Source organism: Salinimicrobium sediminis, assembly GCF_900215295.1.
Classification (GTDB): domain Bacteria; phylum Bacteroidota; class Bacteroidia; order Flavobacteriales; family Flavobacteriaceae; genus Salinimicrobium; species Salinimicrobium sediminis.
In genome coordinates this window covers 37,198-54,269 of the sequence record NZ_OCMF01000002.1, presented here as the reverse complement: position 1 = coordinate 54,269, position 17,072 = coordinate 37,198, and the positions used below count along the sequence as shown (strand labels likewise).

The 17,072-nt window shown below is 40.7% G+C and carries 19 protein-coding genes; 6 read left to right on the top strand and 13 right to left on the bottom strand.

Annotated elements, in window-relative coordinates:
* Nucleotides 1–3: 3 nt before the first annotated feature.
* The 10 genes from CRO16_RS08020 to CRO16_RS07975 form a co-directional block, all read right to left on the bottom strand.
* Entirely contained in the window at nucleotides 4–2,034 is a 2,031-nt protein-coding gene (locus CRO16_RS08020) for a hypothetical protein (protein WP_097055873.1), read from the bottom strand.
* Between the two features lie 56 nt (nucleotides 2,035–2,090).
* Complete coding sequence (gene fabG, locus CRO16_RS08015; protein ID WP_097055872.1) at nucleotides 2,091–2,837, bottom strand: 3-oxoacyl-[acyl-carrier-protein] reductase; 747 nt, start codon at nucleotides 2,835–2,837, stop codon at nucleotides 2,091–2,093.
* A gap of 133 nt (nucleotides 2,838–2,970) precedes the next feature.
* Nucleotides 2,971–3,843 carry a succinate--CoA ligase subunit alpha gene (gene sucD, locus CRO16_RS08010; protein ID WP_097055871.1) on the bottom strand — a complete coding sequence of 291 codons (873 nt, stop codon included), beginning with the start codon at nucleotides 3,841–3,843 and terminating at the stop codon, nucleotides 2,971–2,973.
* A gap of 68 nt (nucleotides 3,844–3,911) precedes the next feature.
* Entirely contained in the window at nucleotides 3,912–4,313 is a 402-nt protein-coding gene (locus CRO16_RS08005; RefSeq protein ID WP_097055870.1) for a nuclear transport factor 2 family protein, read from the bottom strand.
* 1 nt (nucleotide 4,314) lies between these two features.
* Entirely contained in the window at nucleotides 4,315–5,247 is a 933-nt protein-coding gene (locus CRO16_RS08000) for a UDP-3-O-(3-hydroxymyristoyl)glucosamine N-acyltransferase (RefSeq protein WP_097055869.1), read from the bottom strand.
* Between the two features lie 63 nt (nucleotides 5,248–5,310).
* Complete coding sequence (gene efp / locus CRO16_RS07995; protein ID WP_097055868.1) at nucleotides 5,311–5,877, bottom strand: elongation factor P; 567 nt, start codon at nucleotides 5,875–5,877, stop codon at nucleotides 5,311–5,313.
* Between the two features lie 13 nt (nucleotides 5,878–5,890).
* Complete coding sequence (gene lpxA, locus CRO16_RS07990; RefSeq protein ID WP_097055867.1) at nucleotides 5,891–6,676, bottom strand: acyl-ACP--UDP-N-acetylglucosamine O-acyltransferase; 786 nt, start codon at nucleotides 6,674–6,676, stop codon at nucleotides 5,891–5,893.
* Nucleotides 6,677–6,681: 5 nt separating this feature from the next.
* Nucleotides 6,682–8,070, bottom strand: coding sequence for a bifunctional UDP-3-O-[3-hydroxymyristoyl] N-acetylglucosamine deacetylase/3-hydroxyacyl-ACP dehydratase (locus tag CRO16_RS07985; RefSeq protein ID WP_097056431.1), 1,389 nt, complete (start codon nucleotides 8,068–8,070; stop codon nucleotides 6,682–6,684).
* On the bottom strand, nucleotides 8,063–9,091 hold the full coding sequence (lpxD, locus tag CRO16_RS07980; protein ID WP_097055866.1) for a UDP-3-O-(3-hydroxymyristoyl)glucosamine N-acyltransferase: 1,029 nt from the start codon (nucleotides 9,089–9,091) through the stop codon (nucleotides 8,063–8,065). The genes CRO16_RS07985 and lpxD overlap by 8 nt, the downstream gene beginning before the upstream one ends.
* Before the next feature lie 24 nt (nucleotides 9,092–9,115).
* The gene (locus tag CRO16_RS07975) at nucleotides 9,116–10,345 is read right to left on the bottom strand and encodes an HD domain-containing protein (RefSeq protein ID WP_097056430.1); all 1,230 of its coding nucleotides are present in this window, start codon (nucleotides 10,343–10,345) and stop codon (nucleotides 9,116–9,118) included.
* Nucleotides 10,346–10,385: 40 nt separating this feature from the next.
* Between CRO16_RS07975 and porX the strand changes: the two genes are divergently transcribed.
* The 5 genes from porX (at nucleotide 10,386) to CRO16_RS07950 (ending at nucleotide 14,967) form a co-directional block, all read left to right on the top strand.
* Nucleotides 10,386–11,936 carry a T9SS response regulator signal transducer PorX gene (gene porX / locus CRO16_RS07970; protein WP_097055865.1) on the top strand — a complete coding sequence of 517 codons (1,551 nt, stop codon included), beginning with the start codon at nucleotides 10,386–10,388 and terminating at the stop codon, nucleotides 11,934–11,936.
* Nucleotides 11,937–11,981: 45 nt separating this feature from the next.
* On the top strand, nucleotides 11,982–12,386 hold the full coding sequence (gene tsaE / locus CRO16_RS07965; protein WP_097055864.1) for a tRNA (adenosine(37)-N6)-threonylcarbamoyltransferase complex ATPase subunit type 1 TsaE: 405 nt from the start codon (nucleotides 11,982–11,984) through the stop codon (nucleotides 12,384–12,386).
* 367 nt (nucleotides 12,387–12,753) lie between these two features.
* On the top strand, nucleotides 12,754–13,347 hold the full coding sequence (locus tag CRO16_RS07960) for a hypothetical protein (protein WP_097055863.1): 594 nt from the start codon (nucleotides 12,754–12,756) through the stop codon (nucleotides 13,345–13,347).
* 42 nt (nucleotides 13,348–13,389) lie between these two features.
* Complete coding sequence (locus tag CRO16_RS07955; RefSeq protein ID WP_097055862.1) at nucleotides 13,390–14,589, top strand: alanine dehydrogenase; 1,200 nt, start codon at nucleotides 13,390–13,392, stop codon at nucleotides 14,587–14,589.
* A 6-nt stretch (nucleotides 14,590–14,595) separates the two neighbouring features.
* Entirely contained in the window at nucleotides 14,596–14,967 is a 372-nt protein-coding gene (locus CRO16_RS07950) for a DUF4258 domain-containing protein (RefSeq protein ID WP_097055861.1), read from the top strand.
* A 120-nt stretch (nucleotides 14,968–15,087) separates the two neighbouring features.
* On the opposite strand, the gene bcp is transcribed toward CRO16_RS07950, so the two are convergent.
* On the bottom strand, nucleotides 15,088–15,537 hold the full coding sequence (gene bcp, locus CRO16_RS07945) for a thioredoxin-dependent thiol peroxidase (RefSeq protein ID WP_097055860.1): 450 nt from the start codon (nucleotides 15,535–15,537) through the stop codon (nucleotides 15,088–15,090).
* 32 nt (nucleotides 15,538–15,569) lie between these two features.
* On the opposite strand from bcp, the gene CRO16_RS07940 reads away from it, so the two are divergent.
* Nucleotides 15,570–16,229 (top strand): endonuclease III domain-containing protein, encoded by a 660-nt coding sequence (locus CRO16_RS07940; RefSeq protein ID WP_097055859.1) that lies wholly within the window; start codon nucleotides 15,570–15,572, stop codon nucleotides 16,227–16,229.
* Between the two features lie 19 nt (nucleotides 16,230–16,248).
* Here the strand turns inward: CRO16_RS07940 and CRO16_RS16160 are convergent, their stop codons facing one another.
* The gene (locus CRO16_RS16160; RefSeq protein ID WP_179670512.1) at nucleotides 16,249–16,386 is read right to left on the bottom strand and encodes a hypothetical protein; all 138 of its coding nucleotides are present in this window, start codon (nucleotides 16,384–16,386) and stop codon (nucleotides 16,249–16,251) included.
* A 56-nt stretch (nucleotides 16,387–16,442) separates the two neighbouring features.
* Nucleotides 16,443–17,027 (bottom strand): RNA polymerase sigma factor, encoded by a 585-nt coding sequence (locus tag CRO16_RS07935; RefSeq protein WP_097055858.1) that lies wholly within the window; start codon nucleotides 17,025–17,027, stop codon nucleotides 16,443–16,445.
* Nucleotides 17,028–17,072 lie beyond the last annotated feature (45 nt).

Here is a 17,072-nt window from a genome sequence, read left to right as displayed (position 1 = left end):
TGTTTAAATCAAACCGTAATATTTCCTCAAAAACCATTCTGCACTCAGGGCTAAAATGATGATTCCCAGTAAATATTTCCAGTCGATCAAAGGTACGTCCTTTTGCTGGCTTTTCTGGACTGTGGCGTAAGAATTATCTGATAAAAGCTGATCTTTTATGGCTTCAAAATCCTTGTGAAAATATACCTTCTGTCCTTTACTTTCAGCCACTTCCTGCAAAGCTTCAAAATTAGCACCTGCGAATTGTTGTTCCACATCAAAATCCATGATCCTGAAAGTTCCGGATCGGGAAAGGCCTTCTCCTGAAACTTTTACGGTAAAATTGTAAACTCCGGCTTCAAGACTGCTAAGATCAACTTCATAAGAATTCTCTTTAAGCAGGAAAGGAACTTGCCGTTTATCCCCCGTGTCTTCATTCATAATGCTGATTTCCAGCAATGCCCTTGGATCAAAATTGTAATTCCTGTCAAAAAAATCGGCTTGAAGGATCACCTCTTCGCTGCTGTTATACAAGGGTTCGTAATGGATCACCAGGCGTTCCTTCCGGCTTCCCGCAGCCAGGAACTGAACCAGGTTCCCAATCACCCTGTCAAAATCTTCGAAGGAATTACGCTCCTGGAAAACTGCACTCCTCCAGCGCCACAAATTTGCGCCCATCAAAAATGCCTTTTTTGAGCCTCCTGCTTCAGCAATGGCCAGTAAGGGATCATTCGTATCCACACCCTGGATCTGCCTGTAAAGGAGTATATCAATGCCTTCTGAAAACTCAATTTTTCCAAAGTTGCCCTCCAGCGGCGGAAATCCTGAATATCCAATATCCTCTGTTTGAAAAGCTTTGAAGTTCTCATTCCAGGCAGGAAAAAACTCTTCCGGCTGATTTGTGATCTCCTGAGTGAAGATGTCCTGGGAGTTATTTAGAAAATTCCAGTCCGTTCGCGGGCCGGCAATGAGAAAGTAATTTTTACTCTGAGCTTCAAGTTCAGAAAACAGATCTTTAAAGCGATTGTCGGGCTGATAAAGGATGAGCAGCTGATAATCCTGAAGATCTGAAACTTCTGAAATCGGCTTGATCTCCACTTCCCGCTGTTGATTGCTCTCAATGGCCTTTTTTAGAGCTCCCACATCGGGATGAAGAAAGGAATAGGCGATCAACACCTTTGTCCTCTCATCGATCACTTCCACTGCGAATTCCCTGCGGTTATTAAGCACATTCTTCTCGCTTTCCAAAGGCTGCAACTCAACCCTGTATGTTTGCGGCCCAATAGAATTAGCCGGAAGTTCTGCCTGAATGACTGCTGAATTCTCTTCGGGAGAAAATTTTAATGCTTTGGAATAGACGACTGACTCTCCGGAAAATATCTGCAGTGTACTTTCTGCGGAAGAATTTCCGGAGTAATTCACCATCACCTCCACCGGAAATCGATTATTTAAAAATGCATATTTATTGACATTGACCCGGCTAATATAAAGGTCCTGGTATTTTACCGTGTCTCCCACTACCACAGGAATTACAGGCTGCCGGAAACGTTGTGCCGCAAAAGTAAACTCTTCCCCTACGGTTTGATTTCCGTCTGTAATAAGAATAACAGGTGCAATTTGGCCTTCAAAAACAGTAGAAAAGTCTTTAAAAACAGACGGCAGGTCAGACTGGGATTCCTCAAAATCGAATTCATTGTTTTGGTTTACTTCCCTTCCAAAAGAGAAGGTTTGAATGGCAAATTTCTCCCGGAGGTCGGGATCTTCAGCTAAATTATTTACCAGGTCCCGAACTTCATCTTCCGCTTCAAAATTGGCTATAGATGAGGAATTATCCACGGCCAGCACTAAGTTTGGTTTTTCAGTAGTGTATTCTGTATTGGTGATCTTTGGATTGATGAGGAGCACCAACAAGGAGAACAGAGCAATAAAACGTAAGGTGGCAAAAATGGCATTTTGAGACAATCTTCCTTTTGCCAGGAAGAAATACTGAAATGCGGCAAGCGCTACCGAAAGAAGAAAGGCTCCAATAAGAAGAAACACTGTAGTTGCCGGCATTCAGATATGTATTTAAAAAGAAACCCGCTCCTGGAACAGAAGCGGGTTTGAATAATTTATGTCAGCATTCCGCCGTCAACATTTATCACCTGTCCGGTAATGTAGGCGCTTAGGTCACTTGCCAGGAACAAGCAGGTGTTGGCAATATCTTCGGGCGTACCACCACGTTTCAACGGAATGGCATCTCTCCAGCCTTCAACAACTTTCTCATCCAGCTTTCCGGTCATTTCGGTTTCAATGAAACCGGGAGCGATCACATTGGTTCGTATATTACGGGAACCGAGTTCCAGAGCCATGGATTTTGAGAAGCCGATCATTCCGGCCTTGGAGGCGGCGTAATTGGCCTGGCCTGCATTTCCTTTAACCCCCACAACACTACTCATGTTGATGATGCTTCCCTGGCGCTGCTTCAGCATAGTACGTTGTACAGCTTTGGTCATATTGAATACAGACTTGAGGTTCACCTCGATCACCTTATCAAAATCTTCTTCGCTCATTCTCATAAGCAGGTTGTCTTTCGTGATCCCGGCGTTGTTCACCAGCACATCTATACTTCCGAAGTCTTCAAGGACATTTTTGGCAAGTTCTTCAGCTTCTTTAAAATCGGCAGCGTTTGACTTATATCCTTTGGCCTTCACGCCTAATGCCTGAAGTTCCTTCTCAAGCTCATTGGCTGCTTCTACAGAAGAGCTATAGGTAAAGGCCACATTGGCTCCATGTTTTGCAAAAACCTCGGCTATGCCCTTTCCAATCCCTCTGCTGGCACCGGTAATGATAGCGTTTTTTCCTTCTAATAATTTCATGATTAAATATCTGTTTTCCTGGTATGGGTTAATATTCTTTCAAATATAATAAAACAAGTGGCTTCAAGTAAAAAACCTCCGGAATTGCCATTTTTGACGATCACGGAGGTTCAATATAATAATAGGGGATTGCTTATCCCATTACTTCTTTAACTTTCTTACCAATCTCTGCAGGAGAATCCACAACGTGAATTCCGTTCTCCTTTAAAATAGCTTTTTTGGCCTGTGCTGTATCTTCACTTCCTCCTACGATCGCACCTGCATGCCCCATAGTTCTTCCTTTTGGAGCGGTTTCACCGGCGATAAATCCAATTACAGGTTTACGGTTTCCGTTTTCTTTTACCCAACGTGCAGCATCGGCTTCAAGCTGTCCACCAATTTCACCTATCATTACGATACATTCTGTTTCATCATCGTTCATCAACAGTTCAACAGCTTCTTTGGTAGTAGTTCCAATAATTGGATCTCCTCCAATTCCTATGGCAGTAGTGATTCCCAGTCCCTGTTTCACAACCTGATCGGCTGCTTCATAAGTAAGGGTTCCGGATTTTGAAACGATCCCTACAGTCCCTTTTTTGAAGACAAAGCCAGGCATGATCCCAACTTTTGCTTCACCGGGAGTGATCACCCCAGGGCAGTTAGGTCCTACAAGACGGCAATTTTTATCTTTAATATATTCGGCAGCTTTAATCATATCGGCAACCGGGATACCTTCGGTAATAGTGATAATTACTTTGATCCCTGCGTCTGCAGCTTCCATAATAGCATCCGCTGCAAATGCCGGCGGCACAAAAATAATTGAAACATCGGCTCCGGTTTCTTTTACAGCATCAGATACTGTATTAAAAACAGGTTTTTCGAGGTGTTGTTGTCCTCCTTTACCCGGAGTTACTCCCCCTACCACATTCGTTCCATATTCGATCATCTGTCCTGCGTGGAAAGTTCCTTCACTACCGGTGAATCCCTGAACAATTATTTTTGAATCTTTATTGACTAAAACGCTCATAGTTGATTTTTTGAATTTTCTGTTGCAAAATTAGGTTTTTAAACAGGAAACCTAAAAGTTTTAAGTAATTAAATTGGAAGGAAAGAATCAAGATTTTCGGGGCTGTCATCGGCCTGCTGACTTATCTGATGGCCTTTCAACATTTTACCGTCCCTGCATTCCCAAATTGCTATAAAATGAGCCATTGGCAACTCTTCGTCTGGGTTCTCCACAGTACGTACGTAGTAGGTGAACCTTATGGTTACCATATTACCGTCGCTTAGAAGGTGACTAATATCTGCCCTTAGTTGCTCAAAAGATTGAGAAAGCTCTTTGGACATCCCGGCAATTTCTGAATAGGTAAGTTTATGAAATCCTGCGCTACTGTTCCAGAAAAGTTGTGCTTCCGGATGCAGATATTCCTTTACTGTATCGGGATTTTTGTAAAAATCTGAAGAATAGAATTTTGCAACGCAGTCTTTTGGTTCCATATCAACTTTTTAAATTTTCCATTAATTTAGGTAAACGCCTTAAAAGTGCCAATTCTTTAAGCCACTCCCGCGACTCCATCGCAGGATTTCCCGAATATACTGTATTTTCTTTTGTGGATTTTGTAATTCCCGCCTGGCCCATTATAACACCACCTTTCTTAACCACTATGCCACTGCGAAAACCTGCCTGCCCCCAAATGGTAACACCATCTTCAATTACCACTGCTCCGGCAATACCCACCTGGGAAGCGATCAAACAATTTTCTCCAATCACCGTGTCATGTCCTACCTGAATAAGGTTATCCAGTTTGGTGCCTTTTCCAATGGTGGTATCTCCCGTCACGCCTTTGTCAATGGTGCAATTTGCGCCAATATCAACATGATCTTTTATCACAACCCGGCCTCCGGAAATTAATTTGTCATAACCCTCAGGACGTTTTTTGTAATAGAAGGCTTCACCTCCTAAAACAGATCCTGAATGAATGGTGACGTTGTCTCCAATGATGGTATTGTCATATAGACTCACATTGGCGTGAATAAGACAGTTTTTACCAATCTTCACATTATTTCCTACAAATGCTCCTGGTTGAACTACAGTTCCTTCCCCAATTTCTGCGGAAGCCGCAATAGTTGCTGAAGCTTTTTCGAACGGCCTGAAATATTTTGTCAGCTTATTAAAATCCCGAAAAGGATCCTCTGAGATCAATAAAGCTTTTCCTTCGGGGCATTCCACTTCCTTATTAATAAGAACAATAGTGGCAGCCGAATTTAAAGCCTTGTCATAATACTTCGGATGATCTACAAATACGATGTCCCCCGGTGTCACTACATGGATCTCATTCATTCCCAAAACCGGAAAATCTGCCGGCCCAACATATTCCGAAGAAATGATTGTTGCTATCTGTTCAAGAGTATGTTGTTGCGGGAACTTCATGAGTTAGTAGTGAGTATTTAGTATTGAGATTTTTTCTGATCACTGATCACTGATCACTGAACACTATTCCTTAATTCTCTCTTTATAGGTTCCTTTTTCGGTTTCGATCCTGATCTTGTCCCCTTCATTGATAAAAAGCGGCACGTTCACTTCAGCTCCTGTTTCTACTGTTGCAGGTTTTGTTGCGTTGGTAGCCGTATTTCCTTTTACTCCGGGTTCTGTATGTGTTACTTCAAGAACTACACTGGCAGGCATTTCAACAGAAAGCGGCATTTGATCCTCTGTATTGATAAGGATAGTTACCACTTCCCCTTCTTTAAGCAGTCCAGGTGCATCAAGAGCATTTTCGGTAAGGCGGATCTGAGTATAATCTTCAGTATTCATAAAGTGGTAAAATTCGCCGTCGTTATAAAGGAACTGGAATTTATGTGTTTCCACACGAACATCTTCGATCTTATGACCCGCAGAAAAGGTATTATCAATCACTTTTCCGGTAGTGACACTTTTAAGTTTTGTACGCACAAAAGCAGGACCTTTTCCCGGCTTCACGTGCAAAAATTCAATTACTTTAAAAATGTCGTGATTGTATCTTATGCACAATCCATTTCTGATATCACTTGTACTTGCCATTTATCTGACTTGATTAATTTGAACTAATATATCCTTTCATGATCCCGCGCTGGGAATTCTTGATAAATTCTAAAATATCATCTCTTTCTGAAGTCGCCTCCATTTCGGCTTCGATAATCGCTACCGCCTGACTGTTGTTGTAATTCTTTTGGTAAAGGATCCTGTAAATATCCTGAATTTCACGGATCTTTTCGGTAGAAAAACCTCTTCTTCTTAAGCCTATGGAATTTACTCCTACATAAGAAAGCGGTTCTCTTCCGGCTTTTACAAAAGGAGGAACATCTTTACGCACCAAAGATCCGCCGGTGACAAACGCATGGCTTCCAATGCTGCAAAACTGCTGAATGGCTGCCATACCGGCTAAAACCACATAATCCCCTACATTGATATGCCCGGCTAAGGTACTGTTATTCGAGAAAATACAATTATCTCCCACTATACAGTCGTGAGCGATGTGACAGTAGGCCATGATCCAGCAGTTCTTGCCGATCTTGGTTTTCATCCTGTCTGTAGTTCCGCGATTAATGGTTACGCATTCTCTAATAGTTGTATTATCACCTATTTCTGTTAAGGTGTCTTCGTCATTAAATTTTTTATCCTGTGGTACTGCAGAAATAACGGCACCGGGAAAAATATTACAATTCTTTCCGATCCTCGCCCCTTCCATTATGGTAACATTCGATCCTATCCAGGTGCCTTCTCCAATTACCACATTATTGTGTATTGTGGTAAAAGGCTCAATAACTACGTTTTTCGCGATCTTGGCTCCGGGATGTACGTATGCTAAGGGTTGATTCATAATTCTTATTTTTGTTTTACTATTTGTGCCATTAAAATGGCTTCGGTAACAAGTTTACCATTGGCATAGGCATAACCCTGCATCTGGCATATCCCTCTTCTAATTGGTGCCAGCAATTCCAGCTTAAAGATCAAAGTATCCCCCGGCACAACCTGTCTTTTGAATTTCACATTATCGATCTTCATAAAAAAAGTGAGATAATTTTCGGGATCGGGAACAGATTTCAGGGCTAAAATACCTCCCGTCTGCGCCATAGCTTCAACCTGAAGAACCCCGGGCATAACAGGTTTTCCGGGAAAATGTCCCACGAAAAAAGGTTCGTTCATGGTCACATTTTTGACACCTACGACTGTGCTGCTTGTCAACTCAATGATCTTGTCTACCAAAAGGAACGGAGACCGGTGAGGCAAGATATTCATGATCTCATTCACATCCATTAACGGCTCCTGGTCAAGATCGTATTTCGGAACGTTATTTCGCTTTTCAGCTTTAATGATCTTCGATAATTTCTTTGCGAATTGGGTATTAACAAGGTGCCCCGGTTTATTGGCAATTACTTTTCCGCGGATGCGTGTCCCCACAAGGGCAAGGTCCCCAATCACATCAAGAAGTTTATGTCTTGCAGCTTCATTGGGATAATGCAAAGTGAGGTTATCTAAAATCCCGTTTGGCTTTACAGCTATGTTATCCTTTTTAAAAGCTACCCGCAGCTTGTCCATAGTCTCCGGACTTAGCTCCTTATCTACGTAAACTATAGCATTGTTAAGGTCTCCACCTTTGATCAATCCATGCTCTAAAAGCGTCTCCAGCTCATGTAAAAAACTGAAGGTGCGGGCATCGGCGATCTCGGTTTTAAATTCAGACATTTTTTGAATGGAAGCATTCTGGGTACCCAAAACTTTGGTGCCAAAATCAACCATGGTTGTCACCTGGTACTCATCTGCAGGCATTACCAGGATCTCGCTTCCGGTTTTATCATCTACATAACGAATCACATCGGTCACTACGAACTCCTCTCTGTCACACTCCTGTTCTTCAATTCCGGCTTTTTCGAGAGCTTCAACAAAGAATTTTGAAGATCCATCCATAATAGGAGGTTCGGCAGCATCAAGTTCAATAATTATATTATCGATCTCCAAACCAACACAGGCTGCAAGCACATGTTCTGAAGTCTGGATAGATACTCCGTCTTTTTCGAGATTGGTCCCTCGCTGAGTGTTGACCACGTAATTCACATCGGCCTCCACCATAGGATTTCCCTCAAGATCTGTTCTTACAAAGCAATAACCGGTATTATTAGGAGCCGGTTTAAAAGTAAGAGTGACTTCATTTCCTGTGTGAAGTCCAACTCCCTGTAAAGAAACCTCTTTACTTATGGTGCGTTGTTTAGCCATTATCAGATTGTTTTTTTTCAAGTTTGGTTAAGCGGTCTTCTATTTTGGGTAAATGTTTAAAATGCACGTAAGCTTTGTTGTATTCACTATATCCAATAGCCGGAGAGCCCTGGATCATTTCATCATCTTTAATATTCCTTCCAATTCCCGACTGCGCCTGCACTTTGACCCGGTCTCCTATGTGAATATGACCTGCAATCCCAACCTGCCCTCCTATAAGGCAGTTTTTACCAATCTTTGTCGACCCGGCAACCCCTGTTTGGGCAGCAATGGCGGTATTTTCTCCTATTTCTACATTGTGAGCGATCTGGATTTGATTATCCAGCTTCACCCCTTTTCTAATAATGGTTGAGCCAAGAGTAGCACGATCTATAGTAGTTCCTGCGCCTATATCCACATGATCTTCAATGATCACATTTCCTATTTGCGGAACTTTGGAATATACTCCTTCCTGGTTCGGAGAAAAACCAAATCCGTCGGCACCTATGACCACTCCGCCGTGAATGATACAATCATTGCCGATAATTGTTTCAGAATAGATCTTAGCCCCCGGAAAAATGGTCACATTATTTCCTATCTGCACATTATCTCCAATATAGGTATTTGGAAAGATCTTTACATTATGCCCGATTTTCACCTGGTCACCCAGATATGAAAAAGCTCCCAGGTAAATATTATCACCGTAGGTAGCGGTTTCAGAAATAAAGCTGGGTTGTTCGATCCCCGATTTATTAAGCTTGACCTGATTATAATATTCAAGTAATTTCGAAAAAGCATTATATGGATCCTTTACCTTTATTAAGGTAGTGGAAATATCTTCTTCTGCCTTGAAGGAATCCCCTACAATAGTAATGGAAGCCTTCGTGGAATATATATAGGAGGTATATTTAGGATTAGCTAAAAAAGTAATAGAACCGGCAGTCCCTTCCTCGATCTTGGCCAGCTTATCAACTTCTGTATTAGGATCGCCTTCTATCTCTCCTTCTAATATACCTGCTATTTGCGCTGCTGTAAATTTCATTCTGGCAAAAGTAAAAAAAATGAGTTAATCTTTAGGTTTAGGGTAACAGATATAATATTTGGTAACAGGCTTTGATAAAGCCTTGAGATTGAAGTGATCTGATGCTTTTATAACATCTGTGATCTTTCCGCTTTTAAAGAGGATATGTATTTTCTCATCTTCACGTTTGTAAGCGAGATTACTAATGTCCCCGCTGAAAACAAAATAACCTGCTTCTTCGCGTGAGATGCCGTACCGTTGCATTGTCTTTTCAAGCTGAATTTCCAGTCTTTCTTCTGAAGGCGGACGTTTTTTCAGCTTTACCTTTAAAAGATCCCTGTTTATGATCATTTGACACAACTTACTCAGCACAAAATCTTCGTCATGAGCCCATTCTTTCATGGCTGAAAGTATATCGTAATCATCCAACCTCGCAAATATCTGCAGGGTTTCTCCGGAAAAATTTTCTGCGGTGATCTGGTTCTCTAAAAAGTGATTTAAGGCAGTACTTCCAAACAGGCTGCGGCCGGAACTTACCAGCTCCTTTGCCCGCTGAAGTACCCTTATCAACAATTGCTCTGCCACCACTCCTGTTTTATGCAAATAGACCTGCCAGTACATGAGCCGGCGGGCCAACAGGAATTTTTCTACAGAATAAATACCCTTCTCCTCCACCATGAGCTCGTTATCAACCACGGTGAGCATGCTTATGAGCCGTTCACTGTTGATATTCCCTTCGGCTACACCCGTATAAAAACTATCCCGTTTCAGGTAGTCCAACCGGTCCATATCCATCTGACTTGAGATAAGCTGACAAAGAAATTTCCGGGGATATTTCCCGCGGAAGATATCAATGGCTAAAGTTAATCTTTGGTTAAACTTCCGGTTCATTTCCTCCATAAAAAGGAAGGAAATTGTTTCATGACTTACCCCTTCCACGATGCTATGTTCCATAGCATGGGAAAATGGTCCGTGTCCTATATCATGCAGTAAAATGGCAATTTGAAGTGCCTCCTCCTCTTCCGCAGAGATCTCCACACCTTTCAAACGCAGTACCCTAACGGCTTTTTGCATAAGATGAAGACATCCCAGGGCATGATGAAACCTTGTATGATGGGCTCCCGGGTACACCAGGTAAGAAAGCCCCATTTGCGAAATTCGCCGTAATCTTTGGAAATATTTATGCTCCATGATACCAAAGAGCAGCTCATTGGGTATCGTAATAAATCCGTAAATTGGATCGTTTAAAATCTTGAGTTTGTTTCCTTGAAGCAAGCTTATTCCTTTATTTATTAATGTCAACAAAGATACATATATGAACGATATCAAAATACTGTGGGTAGATGACGAGATTGATCTGCTAAAACCTCACATAATTTTCCTGGAAAGCAAGAATTATAAAGTTTCTACCTGCCAAAGCGGAACAGAGGCTCTGGAGGAAATAGAAAAGGAGAATTTTGACATTGTATTCCTCGATGAAAACATGCCGGGGCTTTCCGGTCTGGAGACACTTTCGGAGATCAAGGAGAAGCAGGCAAACCTGCCCGTGGTGATGATCACAAAAAGCGAAGAGGAATATATTATGGAGGAAGCCATAGGTTCCAAGATCGCAGATTATTTGATAAAACCTGTAAATCCAAACCAAATCCTTTTAAGCATAAAAAAGAATCTGGACCATTCCAGGTTGATCTCAGAAAAGACAACTTCCAGTTATCAGCAGGAATTTCGAAAGATCTCTATGGATATGGCAATGATCAATTCTTACGAGGGTTGGGCAGAACTTTATCAAAAGCTTATTTATTGGGAACTGGAACTGGAAAATATCGAGGACACAGGAATGTTTGAGATCCTGGAGTCTCAAAAAACTGAAGCCAATTCCCAGTTCTGTAAGTTCATTGACAAGAATTACGCAAGCTGGTTCGAGAAGAATGCCGATGCTCCAATAATGTCACACACTTTATTCAAGGAAAAGATACTGCCGGAGATCAGTGAAAAGCAACCCACCCTACTAGTGGTCATCGATAATATGCGATATGATCAATGGAAGGCATTTGAACCCGTGATCAACAACTACTATAAAAAGGAACAGGAAATCCCTTTTTACAGCATCCTGCCCACCGCTACTCAATATGCACGTAACGCGATCTTCTCGGGACTTATGCCAAGTGAAATGGAAAAACTCTTTCCTGATTACTGGAAAAATGACACAGATGAAGGCGGAAAGAATCTTCACGAAGCAGAATTTCTCCAGGCGCAGTTAAAAAGACTGGGGAAAAATATTAAACATGAATACCATAAAATAAGTAGCCTTAAGGCAGGAAAGAAATTGGTAGAGAATTTTAGAAGTCAGAAAGACAATGATCTTACAGTTGTTGTTTACAACTTTGTGGACATGCTTTCCCATTCCAAGACCGAAATGGAAGTGATCAAAGAGTTGGCTTCAACTAACAAATCCTATCGTTCCCTAACTCACAGTTGGTTCCGTAATTCTCCTTTACTGGAGATTATTCAGCAGGCTCAGAACCTCGGATTTAAATTGATCCTCACCACAGACCATGGTACTATCAATGTGAAAAATCCTTCTAAGGTGATTGGAGATAAGCAGACGAGTTTAAACCTGCGTTACAAAACAGGAAAGAGTTTGACTTATGAAGATAAAGACGTTTTGGCGGCAACTAATCCTAAATCTATTCACCTTCCCTCAATAAATATGAGCAGTTCCTTCATTTTTGCCAAGGGAGATCTGTTCTTTGCATATCCTAATAATTACAATCATTATGTAAGCTACTACAGGAATACTTTTCAGCATGGAGGAGTCTCCATGGAGGAAATGATCATACCTTTTGCTGTCTTATCACCTAGATAACAAATATTTAACTATCTTTATCACCCCAAATCGTAATACTTTTGAATGGAAGTAAGCTACCTTCTATCTGAAATTGAAGTTGTTGCCCATGAGCTTTTGGAGAAGTCTAAGAGCAAGACCATTTTGTTTTATGGTGAGATGGGTGCAGGAAAAACCGCTTTGATCAAAGCCCTTCTCAAGTCCTTAGGAGCCGAAGATATCGGTTCCAGTCCCACTTTTTCATTGGTAAATGTATATGACACTCCGAACGGAACAGTAAACCATTTTGATTTTTACAGAATTAAGGATGAATCTGAAGCCTGGGATATCGGATTTGAAGAATATTTGGATTCAGGAGCCTGGAATTTTATAGAATGGCCACAAAAAATAGAAAACTTCATAGAAGAAGAGCATCAAAAAGTGGAAATTTTGGTACAGGAAAATGAAATCAGAAAGTTAAAATTATGTTAATTATTTACAATTACTGCAGAAAATGCTCTTAAAAAGCCATGTCTGAAAAGCCTTTCTGCATTAGGGATTTTTTAAGAATAATTAAAGATTAAGGAACCGATGAACGAATTTATAGTATTTTTAACCAGAATATTTATAATTTAATATTTTAAGATAAAAAGGATTTTTCCTCCAAAAAGCCGGCAAAAGTACGGATAATGTTTTAAAAATTAACGTGTTAGTTTTTTATAGGTTTGAATCATCAAATCGAAACAAACAAACACAACCTTAAAACATACTATCATGAAAATTAAAGCCGTACTTCTAGCAGTTTCTATCTTTGGAGCAACTTTCTTTGTAACATCAACTACGGATAACGATAATAAAAATGAGATCAAGAAAACAGCTGTCGACAGAAGACTCATCAAAATTCCTGCTGCTGGGTAGCATAATTGCTATTTGTATAGCATTTTCACCATATCTGTTTTACCTATATGAAATTTTCCCAAGCGGCAAGGTTTGGGAAAATTCTTTTTTTGTATACGAAAGTAAATATTACGAAAGCGTAAATGTAGCCGTCTGGACTTACTTGGGTAAGATTACTCCACTTTTTTTATTACTTATATGGTTTTTTACCTGTAAACACTGGTGGTACCATGTAATCTTAGTTCCTACTATCATGTATGGCTATCAACTTATAGTTGCTTTTTATCAGGATGCGTATATGGACCAAAGTATTTTTTTAGATACAAATGGTCTTTTATATCTAGCTCCCTTTTTTATTGTCATACTCTCCATTGTTTATCTTATTAGAATAAGAGTTTTTGATAGAATCTATGGTATAGACCTTTCAGAAATTGAAAGAGAAAACATTTCTCCCTTTTCTCCTTTTTCAGACAAAGAGTACCAGGAGATCAAAGAATTCAGAGAAGAAGCTGACGTTGAAGACAATATTCAGGAAGAATACTACGTAAAACTTTAGTTATAATAAAAGTCGTAATTTTATCTTTGTGATCGACCAGTTATGACTCAACAAGTTTCTCCTTTCACCAAGGAACAATTACTACCCCAGGAGGAAACCCTTGAGGTGTATAAGCACAAAGGCCAGTTGTTTATTGGCATTCCTAAAGAGAACGCATACCAGGAAAAACGTATCTGCCTGAGCCCCGATGCTGTTGCAGCACTCACAGCTCATGGACATCGGGTACTTATTGAAAAAGGAGCCGGGGCCGGGGCGAAATTCAGCGATAAAGATTATTCCGAAGCCGGGGCAGAAATCACCAGCGACACCAAAAAAGTATTCTCCTGCCCAATGATCCTCAAGGTAGAACCTCCTACGGTTGAGGAACTGGAGATGATGAATCCGCAGACTACCATAATTTCTGCACTACAACTAAAGACCCAGCAAAAAAGCTATTTTCAGAAGCTCGCTTCCAAACGCATAACTGCTCTCGCTTTTGAATTCATACGGGATGATGACGGAACTTATCCTGCGGTTAGAGCCTTGAGTGAAATCGCCGGAACAGCATCTATTCTAATAGCCTCTGAGATCATGAGTAATAATCCGGCAGGAAACGGACTCATGTTTGGAAATATTAGCGGCGTACCTCCTATTGAAGTTACCATTCTTGGTGCCGGTACAGTTGGAGAATTCGCTGCCCGATCTGCTTTGGGTCTGGGAGCAAATATTAAGATCTTTGACAACTCCCTTACCCGTTTAAGAGCAGTACAGGCCAATCTTGGCAGGCCATTACACACTTCCACAATTCAGCCAAAGAACCTTATTAAAGCTCTTAAAAGAAGTGATGTGGTCATAGGGGCTGTAAGAGGAAAGAACCGCTCCCCTATCCTGGTTACCGAAGCTATGGTGGAAAGTATGAAAAAAGGCGCGGTGATTATTGATGTGAGTATAGATATGGGTGGCTGCTTTGAAAGCAGTGAGATTACCAGCCATGATAAACCTACCTATGTAAAGCATGGAGTAGTTCATTATTGTGTCCCTAACATTCCCTCAAGATACGCCCGTACTTCTTCCCTCTCTATCAGCAATATTTTTACGCCATACCTGCTTCATATTGCAGAACAGGGCGGACTGGAAAATACGCTGCGTTTTGACAGAGGTCTGCGAAATGGTTTGTACTTTTACCACGGAATTTTAACCAACAAATCTATTGCAGACTGGTTTGATCTCTCTTACCGGGATATCAACCTTCTTATATTTTAAACCCTCATGAAATTTATTCACAGACTTGGCTATTACCTTGGAGGTTTTGCCATTGGACTCATTATACTTGCCTTCTTCCTTAGCGGAAAAAGAACTTCCTGCGCTTATGGGATGGATTCCCGGGTCCTTAAAAATATCCGGATCAAAGAACGAGCATATTCTCAAGAAGCTCTGACTCAGATTCAGCAGCTTCAAATCGACACTGCCTCGATTACTACTGCTCTTCAAAAAGGAGATATCGACTTTAGCCGTAGTAATACAGATCTGGATTCCTGTAAAACTTACCTGGTTACCGGCAGCACAGCCTCCGGAGATCTGGAATTGCTTTTTGAGAACTGTGATTCAATTGCTACCCTTCAAAAGATCTGGAGAAAATAAAAGAATCCAGGATTTAAAATTCAAGATTGCCGAAGTACATCATAATCTGTTTTCATATTTCTTATTCAAGAAATAAAATAAATTATTCAATTTTCCAGTTCCTCCTTATTCCTTAAACTTTTATAAGATCTGAGAGGCGTGTTCTTTAGTCTTTACTTTTGAGATAACATCCCTGATCTTTCCATCCTCGTCTATAACAAAAGTGGTGCGGTGAATGCCATCATATTCCTTGCCCATGAACTTTTTAGGTCCCCAAACCCCGAAGGCCTCGATCACTTTCTTGTCCTCGTCTGCTAATAATGGGAATGGCAATTCATATTTTTCTTTAAAATTCTGCTGTCGCTTTTGAGAATCAGCACTTACTCCAAGGATTGCATATCCCTGTGCTTTAAAAGTTTCCCAGTTATCACGAAGATTACAGGCCTCTGCAGTACAGCCGGGAGTACTGGCTTTTGGATAAAAGAAAATTACCAGTTTTTTTCCTGAATAATCTTCGAGCTTATGCAAATTTCCATCCTGATCTTTTGCTGAAAATTTTGGCGCCTTATCGCCGGGTTGAAGTGTGGTCATAATTAGTATTTTTGTCTCTCAAAGTTACGTAAATGACCAAGAAGGAAAAAGTACAGTTTGTTATAGATACTCTTGAAAGTTTAAATCCCGATGTTCCTATCTTCCTTGACCACAAAGATCCCTACACCTTATTGATCGCTGTATTGCTTTCTGCTCAAAGCACAGATGCAAAAGTGAACCAAATCACACCGCTTCTCTTTGCCAGGGCAGACAATCCTTATTCCATGGTCAAACTTTCTATAGATGAGATCAGGGAGATCATTAAGCCGGTTGGTTTGTCACCGATGAAAGCAAAAGGAATTCACGGACTTTCAGAAATTCTTATCAAAAAATATGATGGAGAGGTGCCGGCAGACATGGAGGCTCTCGAATCTTTGCCGGCTGTAGGACACAAGACAGCCAGTGTAGTAATGTCGCAGGCTTTTGATATTCCTTCGTTTCCTGTAGATACTCATATTCACCGCCTCATGTACCGCTGGAATCTATCTAACGGCAAAAATGTAGTGCAGACAGAGAAGGATGCAAAAAGGCTTTTTCCGAAGGAATTATGGAACAAGCTTCACCTGCAGATCATTTGGTATGCAAGGAATTATTCCCCTGCAAGAGGCTGGGATCTTGAAAAAGATATCATTACCAGAACTATTGGACGAAAGAAGGTGCTTGAGGAATACTACAAAAAGAAAGTCCGCTAGTTGCGGACCTTCTTTCTAACTAATTCAAAATATTTTCAAATTGAATGTTCTTGTAGGTTCTAATTCTTAAAGCCCTGGAATAGTTCAAAAGGAAATTGATCGTTTCCTTTTTAGGAGACATTTTGTTCACTTTTTTTTCTGAGTAAAGTTTTGCCATTAATTAGTTATTGAAGGTTACAGAATCAATAACGGCAAATCTTTTTCCTTATTGTGTTAATTTGTGAGAACTAAATTATGTTTCTCAATAACTTTTCTAAGATTGATCAATGCGTATCTCATTCGCCCTAAGGCCGTATTGATACTAACCCCCGTTCTTTCTGAAATCTCTTTAAAGCTCATATCTTTATAGATCCTCATCACCAGAACTTCTAATTGATCTTCAGGAAGTTCTTTAATAAGCTCCTTCACATCGGCTTCTATCTGGTCTTTGATGATCTGCTTTTCAGCATTTAAACCTGAATCACACAAAACAGAAAAAATATTGAAATCGCCGCTGTTTTCGAACTTCGGCATTCGTTTATTTTTCCTAAAATGGTCAATTACCAGGTTGTGTGCAATACGCATCACCCACGGCAAAAATTTACCTTCTTCATTATATTTCCCCCTTTTTAGAGTTCGGATCACCTTAATAAAGGTATCCTGGAAAATATCTTCGGCGACATCCTTATCAAAAACCTTTGAAAAGATGAAACTATAAATACGGTGCTGGTGACGGTTGATTAGGATTGAAAGCGACTGTTCATTTCCTTCAATATAGCTCTTCACGAGAAAAGCATCATTTGCCTCGGTTTTTTCCATAAGAGTTACTTTTTTCAGGCTGTTGGGGTAGGCCTGCTGGTTAGT

Excerpts from the sequence above, each read along its gene's own strand:
- CRO16_RS08020 (WP_097055873.1), bottom strand. The coding sequence starts at position 2,034 with ATGCCGGCAACTACAGTGTTTCTTCTTATTGGAGCCTTTCTTCTTTCG.
- fabG (WP_097055872.1), bottom strand. The coding sequence starts at position 2,837 with ATGAAATTATTAGAAGGAAAAAACGCTATCATTACCGGTGCCAGCAGA.
- sucD (WP_097055871.1), bottom strand. The coding sequence starts at position 3,843 with ATGAGCGTTTTAGTCAATAAAGATTCAAAAATAATTGTTCAGGGATTC.
- CRO16_RS08005 (WP_097055870.1), bottom strand. The coding sequence starts at position 4,313 with ATGGAACCAAAAGACTGCGTTGCAAAATTCTATTCTTCAGATTTTTAC.
- CRO16_RS08000 (WP_097055869.1), bottom strand. The coding sequence starts at position 5,247 with ATGAAGTTCCCGCAACAACATACTCTTGAACAGATAGCAACAATCATT.
- efp (WP_097055868.1), bottom strand. The coding sequence starts at position 5,877 with ATGGCAAGTACAAGTGATATCAGAAATGGATTGTGCATAAGATACAAT.
- lpxA (WP_097055867.1), bottom strand. The coding sequence starts at position 6,676 with ATGAATCAACCCTTAGCATACGTACATCCCGGAGCCAAGATCGCGAAA.
- CRO16_RS07985 (WP_097056431.1), bottom strand. The coding sequence starts at position 8,070 with ATGGCTAAACAACGCACCATAAGTAAAGAGGTTTCTTTACAGGGAGTT.
- lpxD (WP_097055866.1), bottom strand. The coding sequence starts at position 9,091 with ATGAAATTTACAGCAGCGCAAATAGCAGGTATATTAGAAGGAGAGATA.
- porX (WP_097055865.1), top strand. The coding sequence starts at position 10,386 with ATGAACGATATCAAAATACTGTGGGTAGATGACGAGATTGATCTGCTA.
- tsaE (WP_097055864.1), top strand. The coding sequence starts at position 11,982 with ATGGAAGTAAGCTACCTTCTATCTGAAATTGAAGTTGTTGCCCATGAG.
- CRO16_RS07960 (WP_097055863.1), top strand. The coding sequence starts at position 12,754 with ATGAGATCAAGAAAACAGCTGTCGACAGAAGACTCATCAAAATTCCTG.
- CRO16_RS07955 (WP_097055862.1), top strand. The coding sequence starts at position 13,390 with ATGACTCAACAAGTTTCTCCTTTCACCAAGGAACAATTACTACCCCAG.
- CRO16_RS07950 (WP_097055861.1), top strand. The coding sequence starts at position 14,596 with ATGAAATTTATTCACAGACTTGGCTATTACCTTGGAGGTTTTGCCATT.
- bcp (WP_097055860.1), bottom strand. The coding sequence starts at position 15,537 with ATGACCACACTTCAACCCGGCGATAAGGCGCCAAAATTTTCAGCAAAA.
- CRO16_RS07940 (WP_097055859.1), top strand. The coding sequence starts at position 15,570 with ATGACCAAGAAGGAAAAAGTACAGTTTGTTATAGATACTCTTGAAAGT.
- CRO16_RS16160 (WP_179670512.1), bottom strand. The coding sequence starts at position 16,386 with ATGGCAAAACTTTACTCAGAAAAAAAAGTGAACAAAATGTCTCCTAAA.
- CRO16_RS07935 (WP_097055858.1), bottom strand. The coding sequence starts at position 17,027 with ATGGAAAAAACCGAGGCAAATGATGCTTTTCTCGTGAAGAGCTATATT.